Annotated in this window: 4 protein-coding genes; 1 reads left to right on the top strand and 3 read right to left on the bottom strand. The window is 71.0% G+C overall.

The annotated features are described in order from the left end of the window. Window positions 1-30 precede the first annotated feature (30 nt). From ACFHW1_RS24615 to ACFHW1_RS24605, 3 genes are all read right to left on the bottom strand, one after another. Window positions 31-2,976, bottom strand: a complete 2,946-nt coding sequence (locus ACFHW1_RS24615) for a helicase-related protein (RefSeq protein ID WP_416616187.1) — start codon at window positions 2,974-2,976, stop codon at window positions 31-33. 63 nt (window positions 2,977-3,039) lie between these two features. After that, a complete protein-coding gene (locus tag ACFHW1_RS24610; protein ID WP_416616185.1) occupies window positions 3,040-9,291 on the bottom strand; it encodes a protein kinase domain-containing protein in 6,252 nt (2,083 codons plus the stop codon). 270 nt (window positions 9,292-9,561) lie between these two features. Further along, the gene (locus ACFHW1_RS24605; protein ID WP_416569052.1) at window positions 9,562-10,560 is read right to left on the bottom strand and encodes a helix-turn-helix transcriptional regulator; all 999 of its coding nucleotides are present in this window, start codon (window positions 10,558-10,560) and stop codon (window positions 9,562-9,564) included. A gap of 63 nt (window positions 10,561-10,623) precedes the next feature. Between ACFHW1_RS24605 and ACFHW1_RS24600 the strand changes: the two genes are divergently transcribed. Then, window positions 10,624-11,721 (top strand): epoxide hydrolase family protein, encoded by a 1,098-nt coding sequence (locus ACFHW1_RS24600; protein WP_416616183.1) that lies wholly within the window; start codon window positions 10,624-10,626, stop codon window positions 11,719-11,721. Window positions 11,722-11,811: the final 90 nt, after the last annotated feature.

Below are 11,811 nucleotides of genomic sequence, written 5' to 3'. Positions count from 1 at the left end.
GGGCGGACGGGCGAGGCGAGAGGGGAGTGGTCAGCCGAGCGGCAGATAGACGTACGTGCCGAGCACGTCGGCGCCGTCCTGGGCGGTGACGGTCAAGCCGCGCACGATCTCGCCGGCGGCGCTGCGTACCCGGCGGTGCGCGGCCAGCAGTTCGGCGGCCAGCTCCCGGCCGTACGCGGTGAGCCGGTCCTCGACCGCCGGCAGGTCGTCGATCACCCGCCGCATGGTGTTCTCGGCGAGCGTCGGGTCGGTGTTGGCGTCGGCCCCGGCGTCCAGCAGCCGCAGCGCCTCGTCGGCCGGCAGCCAGTCGGCGTTGCCCGGCGCGCCCCGGAACGCCAGCAGCCGGGCGTCCTCGGCGACCAGCTCGCGGGTGCCGGTCCGAGACGGCAACGTCAGATGGAAGCGGTAGCGGACCAGCAGCAGCGTGGTCCGGGTCGACACCGACCGGGTACGGACCACCCCGCAGCGGCGGGCCGGACGTGGACCGGGCACGTCGGCGTCGAGCGCCGCGTTGAGCAGGTAGCCGGCGAGCGCGACCACCGCCGGGTCGGTGCGTACCAGCGCCACCTCGCCCCGGGCTACGGCGGCGGTGTCCCGTACCGGCACCTGCCGGGTGCCGTCGACGGCGTCGCCGCCGAGCACCGGGGCGAGCGCGTCCCGCAGCCCGGCCGGGGTGCCGCCCAGCTCGGCGGTGAAGTCGCCAGGGCTGGTCGGGTCGTCGCGCAGTACCCCGTCGAGGGACCGCAGCGCGGAGCGGACGAAGCCACGGATCTCGTCGGCCCGGCCCAGGGTGTCGCGGATCGCGGTCACCTCCCGGGCCACCTCTTCGGGATGGATGGCGTGCTGGGCGAACCGGGACCGGGACGCCTTCTCCCGTTCGATTGCCGACTGCCACTGCTTGTCCAACTCAGCGGCCTGCTCGTCGAGCGGCTGGTAGTCGGTGACCTCGAACAGGCTGGCCTGCTCGGAGCGCCGGTCGCGCAGCACCAGCCACTCGATGATCGCGTTGGTGACGCCGGTCGACGCCTCATCCGGCACCGACACCGAGATGCCCAGGTCCTTGCGGATCTGCCGGTGCTTGCGGATCAGCACGTCGAGGACCTTGCCGTCGATGCCGTTGTCGCTGCCGTACAGGGTGATCACCCGGACCACGGACCGCTGCTGGCCGAAGCGGTCGACCCGGCCCTCCCGCTGGTCGTGCCGGGTCGGGTTCCAGGCGAGGTCATAGTGGACGACCGCGTCGAAGTGATGCTGCAAGTTCACGCCCTCGGACAGACAGTCTGTCGCGACCAGCACCCGGCGGGCGGCCGGGTCGTCTCCGGCTGCTGCGGCCAGCTCGTCGATGCGCTGCAGCCGCTGCTGCGGCGACAGCGTCCCGGTCACCGCCCGGATGATCGTCTTGCGGCCGAGTTTGCCGTCGAGCTGCTCGGCGACGTACTCGGCGGTCGGGATGTAGCGGCAGAACACGATCGGGTGGTAGCCCTCGGCGAGCAGCTTCTTCAGCTGCCGCACCAGCAGGGCGAGTTTGCGGTCGCCGTCGGAGCCTTCCAGCTGCTCGGCCCGCGCCGCCAGGTCGGCCAGCCGCCCGGCCGGATCACCCGACACGACCCGGTCGACGTCGTCGGCGGTCGCCCCCGGTGCCACGTCCAGCCCTTCCAGGGCGTCGTCCTCACCGGAATCCTGCAGCAGCGGGGCACCGAGCCGGTCGGCCTCGGCGGCCGTCGCGGCCACCGCCGTCGCCGACCGGGTCCGCAGCGTCTGCGCCGCCGCCCGTGGCGACGACACCAGCGACCGCAGCAGTGCGATCGCCGACCACCAGGCGATCCGGGTCTCCCGTTTGCCACGCTGGCTGGCCGCGTCGACCCGTTCGCTGGCGTAGTCGAGGGCGTCGTACAGCAGCGACCGGTACGCCGGGCTCAACGCGTACGTCTCGTCCTTGAACTCCCGGTCGGCGGGGAACGCGGTCTGCTCGACCATGCTGTCGTCGCGCAGACCGTCCTCCTTGGTGAGGTACTTGCGCACGTCGGCGCGTTTGCGCTGCACGAAGTACGGGGCCAGGGCCCGCCGGCCGGCGTCGGTGGTCAGGTCGAGGTTGGCCAGCTCCGGCTTCACCAGCCCCAGCAGGAGGTGGAACGCCGTCGGCTTGCCGCTGTGCGGCGTGGCGGTGACCAGCAGCAGATGCCGGTCGGCGTCGGCGGCGATGCGTTGCAGCAGCTCGAAGCGCAGCTGCGTCTGCGCCGACGTGGTGTCGTCGGCGACGACGCAGGCGTGCGCCTCGTCGCAGATCACCAGATCCGGGCAGTGCCGGACGAAGTCGTCGCGATGCCGGGGCGACTTGATGAAGTCGGTCGACACGATGACGTTCGGGTGCCGGTCGAACAGCGACTGGCCCAGATCCAGGTTGCGTTCCAGCCGCGACACCGTCGACGCCAGCACCAACTCGGCGTCGATGCCGAACTTGGTGCGCAGCTCGACCTGCCACTGCTCGGCCAGCGCCGGCGAGCACAGCACCGCCAGCCCGCGTGCGCTGCCCTGGGCCAGCAACTCCGACGCAATCAGTCCAGCTTCGACGGTCTTGCCGATGCCGACGTCGTCGCAGATCAGCATCCGTACGGTCGGCTGGCGCAACGCCATCATCAGCGGCACCAGCTGGTAGGCGCGCGGCTCCACGGCGATCCCGGCCAGCGACCGGAACGGCCCCGCCCCGGCCCGGAACCCGATCCGCAGCGCCGACCGCAGCAACCCGGCCGCCTGCGCGTTGCCCAGGTCCGCCGGGATCGGCGCGGCGAACTCGGCGCCACGGACCGGCTCGAACGCGGGAAACACGGCGGCGATGTCGTCGTCGCTGCCGCCCAACGGGCGCAGCACCAGCATGTCCGGCGCGCTGTCCGGCAGCACGACCCAGTCACGACCACGGGCATGGACCAAAGAACCAGGGGCGTACGGGACGGCGGTGGCGGCGGTGGCGGTGGTCATCGGGGCGAGTCCTGTCGTCGGCGGGGAGGGGACGGGGTGGGACGGGACACGGCACGGGAGGCGTCAGCCGTCCATCGCGGACCCGAAGTAGCTGCGGTGCTTGTTGACGATGGCCGCCCAGTCGGCGTCGTGCGGGAAACGGACCACCTCCCAGCCGGCGTCGATCAGCCGACCCTCGGCGTCGCGGTCCCGGTCGGCGACCACCGGGTAGTCGTGCACCGGCCCGTCGACGAACACCGCCACGTTCGCCCCTGCCAGCCGGTAGACGAAGTCCGGCTTGGCCAACGCCTCGGTGAGGAACGCCTGTCCCTCGTCGGGCAGCCGCAACCCGCGTTCCTTCAGCCAGGTGACGAAGCGCTTCTCCAGGGTGGTGTCGGACTGGTCGGCCAGCTTGGTCAGCTGCTCCGACCGGGATACGCCCGCGCCGGTGGTCCGGGCTCGGCCGACGGCGAACCGCAGCAGCAGATCCCGGGCCGCGTGCCGGTCGATCCGGGCGTGGTAGCCCTGGTTGCCGTAGGTGAGCAGGCATTCGTAGCAGCCCCGGGCGCACGGCCGATCCGGGTGCGGGCCGCCCAGGTCGGTGCCGTCCGGCGCGAAATGGCAGATCTCCAGCGCCTTCCGTGCCGCCTTGGCCAGCGCATCCGGGTCAGACTGCAGCAGCCGCAGCACCCCGGCGCCGCCCTCGGCTGCCTCGATGAACAACATCCGGTCGCGGGTGGACTCCTCCGGCGGCAGCAGCTCGCTGGTCAGCTCCGCGTCCTCCAACTCGAACGCCGCCTCGACACCGCGCTCCAGGGCGTACATCAGCGTCACCGCAGCCGGCTCCGGCAGCGGCTCGTCGAGGGTGAGCACCGCGATGTTGCGCCGGTCCTCGACGTACGGGATGACCCGCTTGCGGCGACCCCGTTCCTGGCCGTCCGCCTCGATCAGCGGCAGTTCGTGGGAGTCGCCGGTGGCTTTGGCGGCGTCCCGCTCGTTGAGCCACCGCCCGTCGGTCGGATCCAGCCAGAAGCCGTCCGAGTCGGTGATTTTCGACCGGGCCCGGCGCAGGTTGGTGATCCGGACCGTGGCGGAGTCGCCGTACGCGACCCGGCCCAGCCGCCCGCCGGGGTCGGCGACGATCGCGTCCTGCCGACCCTGCCGTGGCCCGTGGTCCTGGAACCGGTACGAGGTGACCAGCCGGAACCCAGCCCGACGCCGCTCCTCCTCGTCGGAGGAAATCCGTTCCCGCCGGATCGTGTACACCGTGCGCAGGTGCAGCAGGCCGACGAGTTTCGCGCTGTCGGTCAGCGGCGCGTCGCACATCTCGCACCGGTCGGCGTTGTGCCGCTCCTCATGGTGGTAGCCGCAGCGGGTACACCGGTACGCCGTGGCGGTGGCCACGTCCCCGGAGGCGTCCGGCGGCAGCTGGACCCGGTGCACCTGGTAGCGGGCGCCCTCGTGGTAGATCAGCGCGCCCGGACCGAACTCGTTGATCGCCAGGAACCGGGGCCGTTGCAGGTAGTCGCCGTCGTGGAACCGCCGACCCGACACCGGCACGTACGCGGCCAGCGGCAGCCGGGGGAACGAGTAGCCCGGTAGGAAACCCTCACTGGCCAGATACCGGTACGGGTTGAAGTCCGACAGGATCGACTTGCTGTCGACCGATTCGTTCTTCAACAGGTTGAGTTGGGTCTCCGCCTCCCGGCGGCGTCGAGACGCATGGTCGCGGTCCCGCTGGGTCAGTGCGTGGTCCAGGACCCGGCGGTTCTGCTCGGCCTGGTCCAGCAGCGCCGCCCGGAACAGGTCCCGCCACCGGTCGAAGCTGCGGTCGAACTGCTGGGGCGCGAGCCGAATCCGGTCCTCGATCCAGGTCTCGTACCACCAGGTGGTCTGCCGCAGGTCGGCGATCAGCCCGGCGAACACCTGGTGGGCGGCGGCCACCGCACGGCGCTGCGCGCCGGGGTCGTGCAGGGCGTCCGCGACGTGGTCGTACAGCGCGAGCCGGGGTGCCGGGTCGCGGGTGTCCTTCGGGTAGCTGATGTCAACGATCTCCGGTACGGCCTGCCCCAGCTTGATACCGACCTCGGCCAGCCAGATCGCCTGGGCGTGCGAGCAGACCAGGTCCTCGTTGGCCAGGTCCAGCCGGGGTGGACTGACCACCCCGGCAACCATCTGTTCCGAGCGACGGAAGTAGTACCGGTCGTGGCTGTTGCCGGTGGCGCAGTAGGTGGTGACCAGCGCCGGCTGCCCGGACCGGCCGGCCCGCCCGCTGCGCTGCGCGTAGTTCGCCGGCGTCGGCGGCACGTTGCGCATCATCACCGCGTTGAGCTCGGCGATGTCGACACCCAGCTCCAGCGTGGGGGAGCAGTAGAGCAGTTTCAGCTCCGCGGTGCGGAACGCCTCCTCCCGTCGTTCCCGCTCCTCCGGGGCGACCTGGGCGGTGTGCTCCCGGGCCACCAGGCCGCTCAGCGACGACGCCGTCGACCGGTAGAGGTCCCGGAAGAACGGGTTGACCCGGGGGCCGTCGCCGCTGGCGTAGGTGCGGGTCAGCGGGTCGTGGGCGCCGGTCTCGCCGGTGCCGGCCTGCCAGACCAGGCAGGCCGCCGCGACCTGGTATCCGGTGATCGTGGGGCCCGCCGGGCCCCGGAACCGGCCCGCCCGGTGCGGACGCGCCTCGATCCGGGTCACCAGCCCGGCACTGGTGAGCACCGTCAACAGGTGGGTGATGATCTGCTGTGCGTCGTCGACCGACACGGTCCGGAAGTGGACGCGGCGCAGGTACTTGCCGACCTTGCCACGCCCGGAGATGAACAGCGCCGACCGGTCCATGCCCGGCACGGAGCTCTGCGGGTACGCCGTACCGACCCGGGGTTTGTCGCCGGAGCTGAGCACCCACGGGTCGGCCAGCCGTTCCTCGCTGGCCCGCCGAAGCGAGTCGAAGCTGTCGTCGCGGAAGTGCTGCACGTCAATCGCCAGCGCCCGGCGCATCTCGTCGAGTAGCACCCGCATGATCTCCGCGCGCATGCCGGGGGTCGCCTCACGCAGCTCCTGGTGCGTGTCCGACCAGCGGTCCTGCTGGCCGGCTAGCCAGTCGAGGCCGTCGTAGCCGATGCGCAGCAGCCCGGTCTGTTCCAGGTTCGGCATGGTGACCCGCCAGCCGCGTTCCAGGTCGACGTACAACCGGAACGCCACCACGTCGCGTAGTGTCCGGGCGGCGCTGCGGGCCAGCGGCGGGGCGAGATCAGCGGACACCGCGTAGTCGGCCAGCTCCAGGTTCAGCGCGTCGGCGACCCGGGCGGCCAGCTCCTCGTGGCCGATGCCGTCGTCACCGGCGGCGACCACCGCCCGGTACAGCGCGCCGCGCAGCTGCACGACCTGGGCGAAATCGTTGAAGTGGCCGGCCTGCAGCGAGGCGTCCTGCCGGTTGTCTACAAAGGTCAGCAGCTTGCGGGCCCGGCGGTCCAGCGCGTCGGCCGGGATCTCCCGCAGCGAACGGACGATCGACGCGGAGACCAACGACGTGGCCGACGAGCGGCCTTCGTGGTCGAGAGTCGCCAACCGGGCGAAGTCGCGTGCCTTCTTCTGCTCGTAGGCGACGCCGCAGTGCAGGCAGAACAGGAACGGCGCCGGGATGAACGCGGCCGACACACCGGTGTCGCCCTCCACCCCGTACACGTCGATGGTCACCGGTCGGGGCAGCCGGGGCCGGAAACTCTCCCGCACCACGTCCTGCCCGTGCTCGTCAACCAGCCACGACTCCGGCAGCCGGCGACTGTCGAGCAGCTCGGCGAGGGTCGCCGGCCACGGCCGGTCGGGGGCGATGTAAAGGTAGCCATCGGTGTCGGTGTCCGCCGACCCGTCGACGTCGCGGCGCTGGCCGTAGCGCACCCGCCCGGCGGAGTCCTCGGTACGCGACACCGTCAGATACTCCTGGCCGCATTCCCGGCAGAACGCCAACGGCAGCAGGATCTTGCCGTCCGTGCCGGGCTGGACGAGCTGGTAGTCGCGGGTCCGATGCCGCGTGTCCGGGTCCTCGATGGTGACGTAGACGGTGTCGCCCTTGGACAGGAACTGGTGCAGGCGGAAGGCGAACAACGGTCGGCCGGTCTTCGGGTGCCGCGCCTGCGAGCCGGCCTGCAGAGTGCGGCGGATGGCCCGCGCGCATTCGTCGTCGGGCCGGCCGCAGTCGCGGGCCAGCTCCCGGGCCGCGTCCTCGATCCGGGTCGGCGGACGCCGGACCAACCGCGTCTCGTCGTCGGAGGCCGGCTCCAGGCCGAACCGGGCCTCGATCCACCGGGCGAGCGGGTCCTGCACCAGGCCGGCGTAGTCGTGGGGCGGGTCGGCCGTGATGCGCCGGGCCGGCACCGTGGCCGGAGCCGGCCCGGAGGCCCGCTGCAGGGTCTCGCCGATCACGTCACCCGGTGCCACCTCGGCTCCGAACAGGGTGCTCGCCACCGAGGCGATCACCGACTCCCGATCAGATGCGCTGCCCTCGCTGGACATCGTCGCCGAGGTGCCGATGCACTGCAGCCGGTCGGCCTGGCAGGCCTGCCGTACCCGACGAATCAGCAGCGCCACGTCCGCGCCCTGCCGGCCCCGGTAGGTGTGCAGCTCGTCGAAGACGAGGAACTCCAACCCGGTCGCCATGCTGATCAGCGAGCCGCGATCGGCTGGCCGGGTCAGCATCAACTCCAGCATCACGTAGTTGGTGAGCAGGATGTCCGGCGGGTTGCGGCGGATCTGCTGACGGCGTTCGTCGCTCTCCTGACCGGTGTAGCGGGCATACCGGACCGGTTCGCGGCTCTCGCCGTAGCCGTCCCGCAGGAACTTGTCGAGCTCCTTGATCTGGCTGTTGGCCAGCGCGTTTATCGGGTAGACGATGATCGCCCGGACCCGACGGCGGGCATTGGGCGGCTCGGCGGCGCGGGCCCGCAGGACCCGGTCGACGATCGGCACGATGTAGCCGAGTGACTTTCCCGAGCCCGTGCCGGTCGTGATCACGTAAGAGGCACCGGACCGGGCGACGTCGACCGCGTCTCGCTGATGCCGGTGCAGGACGAGCTCCTGACCGTCGCACGCGGTCCCGCCGGGGGTTTTGCCGACCTGGAAGATCCGTGCGCATTCGGGGTGCAGCGTGCCGGCCTTGGCGAGCTCGCCGACCGACCCTCCGGAAGCGAACGACGGGTTCAGCGAGACCCAGGGAGCCGGCCACTGTGACTTGGCGTCCAGATCGGCGGCGACGAACTCGGCGATCCGTTCGTCCCGGATGACCGCGCCGCCCTCGGTGAACGCCCGGTAGTCGGCGATCAGCTGCTGGTGCACGGCGAAGACGTCCATCGCCGAACCCGGCTGCGGCGGATCGGCAGTCTGCTGCCCCGACTGGGTGGATCCGGTGGGTTGCCCTTCGGACGAAGGCTCGGTCAGCCGGAGCGCCGGGTCGAAGCCGTCCCAGCCGGCGACGGCGACCGAGCCGCCGGCGAACTCCATCAGCTTGTTCCGGACGGTGACCGCGTCGACCGGCCGATCCGCCGGATCCTTGGCGAGCAGTCGCTCGACCAGATGCGCCAGGTCCGCGTCGACCTGCGGGCGGAGCAGCCGCAGCACCGGCGGCTGTTCGTTGCGGTGCTGCTCGCCCAGCTCGTAGGCGGAGGAACCGTCGAACGGAGGCACACCAGTGAGCAGCTCGAACAGCACACAGCCGAGGGCGTACAGGTCGGCGGCCCGGGTGACCGCGGCGGAGGTGAACTGCTCCGGCGCCATGTAGCGGGCAGTGCCGAGGGTGATGCCGCTGCTGGTCAGCTGGCTGACCTGAGGGTCGTCGACGATGCGGCTCATCCCGAAGTCGAGCACCTTTACCTGGCCGCCGCGGAGCAGCATCACGTTCGCCGGTTTGAGGTCCCGGTGTACGACGTTCACCGCGTGCGCGGCGGCGAGTCCGTCGGCGATCTGGGCGGCCACCGCGACGGCCCAGGCGATCGGCAGCTGCGGCACTTCCGCGATCAGATCCTGCACCGTCCGCCCGTCGAGCAGCTCCATGGCGAGGTACGGAACGCCCCGGTCGTCGAGGCCGCCGTCGATGATCCGGGGCAGGTTCGGGTGGTGGAGCCGGCGCATGATCGCGACCTCACGGACAAACCGGCCGGTTGCGTCGCGCGTCGCCGCCGAGTCGAGCGCCGCGCCGCCCCGGGTGCGCAACAGCAGCTTGACGGCGACGAGCCTGTTCGGGTCGGTCTCGGCTACCCGCAGGTCGTGCGCGCGGTGCACCTCTCCCATGCTGCCGGAGCCGATGCAGCCCGCCAGCCGGAAGCGACCGGCCACGCTATCGTGATCCACAGCGAGCTCCTCGCATCCGAACGGCGGTGGACGCTGACGCAAGGGGCGCAAGATCATGAAAGTCCATGATCGAACTCGGGTGGATCCCGCGAATCGCCCTTGTAGTCAAGCGAAACCGAATGTTCCTATATGCACGCTTCGCCGTCAATGATGAGTAGGAGTCGCCAAGCCGACAGCAAGCTTGTCGGTCGGTCGGCCCGAGGTGCCGCGTGAACCAGCGGTCCGGTGGATGCCGGTCCTGACACCCGGTCCGGTTACCGGGTGATCGGCTCACGGCGGGGTGTCGGTCTTCGCGCCCGTGCTTGGGTCGGTGGTAGCGGTGGCGCGGGCGTAGCGGGTGGCCAGCGTACGCAGTCGGGCGACCAGTTCCGGCGGTTCGGTGACGGTGAAGTCCAGGTCGAGCAGGGCCAAATGGACGGCGAGCAGGTCGATGCTGTCCGCGCCGGTGTGCAGTACGCAGAGGCGGTCGTCGACCGCCTCGACGACGCCGACGGCCGGGTTGATCCGCTCGGCGACCGTCGCGGCCGGGCCGTGCACCAGGATCCGGGCCCGGTGACGCCACGCCGCCGCAGAGACCCGGGCCGCGACATGCCCCACGACACCGCCTTCGGGCGGTGGCCGGTCGGCGAACCGGGGGCCGGTCGGGGTACGCGGCACTAATCGGTCGACCCGGAAGGTTCGCCACTCCTGCCGGTCGACGTCCCAGGCGACCAGGTACCAGCGTCGGCCCCAGCGCACCACCCGGTGCGGTTCGACCGCCCGTACGCTGCTCGTCCCGTCGTGTGCCCGGTAGTCGAACCGGAGCCGGTGCTGGTCGCGGCAGGCGGACGCGAGTACGGCGAGCGTCGCCGGGTCGACGGTCGGTCCGGGCTGGTCGGCGGGCACCTGCTCGGTGTACGCATGCACAGCGTTCACCTGGTACCGAAGCCGGCTCGGCAACACCTGTTCCAACTTGGCCAGTGCCCGTACGGAGGTTTCCTCAATGCCCGCGACGCTGCCGGCGGCGGTACGCAGCCCGACCGCGACGGCCACCGCCTCGTCGTCGTCGAGCAGCAGCGGTGGCATGGCGGTGCCCGCGCCGAGGCGGTAGCCGCCGTCGGTGCCCCGGGTGGAATGCACCGGGTACCCGAGGTCACGCAGCCGGTCGACATCGCGTCGTATGGTGCGTTCGCTGACGTCGAGCCGCTGGGCGAGCAGCGATCCGGGCCAGTCCCGCCGGGTCTGCAACAGCGACAGCAGGCGCAGCAGCCGCGTCGAGGTCTCCAGCATGCCGGCTAGTCTGGCAGCCGCTGCGGACAGAGACTGACCGGAAGGGCACCTAGCGTCGTTGCCATGAACGACGACATTGCGCCCTTCCGGATCGACGTACCGCAGGCCGACCTCGACGATCTGACCCTACGGCTCAGCCGCACCCGCTGGCCGGATCAGATCCCCGGCTCCGGCTGGGACTACGGCGTTCCCGTCGACTACGTGCGCCGACTGGTCGACCACTGGCAGACCGGCTACGACTGGCGGCGTTGGGAGGCGACGCTGAACGCGTACCCCCAGTTCATGACCGAGATCGACGGCCAGGACATTTATGTCCTGCATGTCCGATCGCCGCGCCCGGACTCCCTGGCGCTGATCTTGACCCACGGCTGGCCGGGCTCGGTGGTGGAGTACCTGAACGTCATCGGACCGCTGTCGCGCGACTTTCACTTGGTGATCCCGTCGCTGCCGGGGTTCGCCTTCTCCGGGCCGACCCGTGAGCGCGGTTGGAACCGGCATCGCACCGCGCGGGCCTGGGCAGAGTTGATGCGCCGGTTCGGCTACCAGCGGTACGGCGCAATCGGCAACGACGCCGGGTCGTTCGTCTCGCCCGAGCTGGGCCGGGTCGATTCGGACCGGGTCGTCGGGGTGCACGTCACACAGATCTTCTCGTTCCCGTCCGGTGATCCGGCCGAGTTCGCGTCGCTCACCCCGGCCGACCACGAGGCGTTGCGGGCGCTGCAGTGGTTCCACGAGAACAAGATGGCCTTCAACGTGCTGCACTCCCAGCAGCCGCAGACCCTGTCGTACGCGATCTGCGACTCGCCGGTGGGGCTGCTCGGCTGGCACGCGCAGCTGATGGGGGAGGAGCTTGACCCGGACTTCGTGCTGACCAATGTGATGCTCTACTGGTTGACCGGTACGGCCACGTCGGCGACCCGCTTCTACTACGAGGACGCGAAGGTCGGCGCCGCCGAGGCCGCCGGACCGACGACCGTGCCGATCGGGTTGGCGATGTTCGCCGGTGACTTCGTCTCGATCCGGACGTTCGCCGAGCGCGACCATCAGCGGATCGTCCGGTGGACCGGGTACGGCGAGGGCGGCCACTACGCTGCGTACCTCGCTCCGGATGTGCTGAGCCACGACGTCCGGGAGTTTTTCGCCGCGTTGCCGCAGAGCTAACCCTGGGGGTCAAAGCTGCGCACCTTGGCGATGCTGTGCAACTACGAGCGATCTCTCACCGCGCATTGTTGGGTGCGCTTACCCCGTATC

The sequence above is a fragment of the Micromonospora sp. LOL_014 genome, from assembly GCF_048060245.1.
In the GTDB taxonomy this organism is placed as follows: domain Bacteria; phylum Actinomycetota; class Actinomycetes; order Mycobacteriales; family Micromonosporaceae; genus Micromonospora_E.
This window is presented reverse-complemented; position numbering and strand designations above follow the sequence as displayed.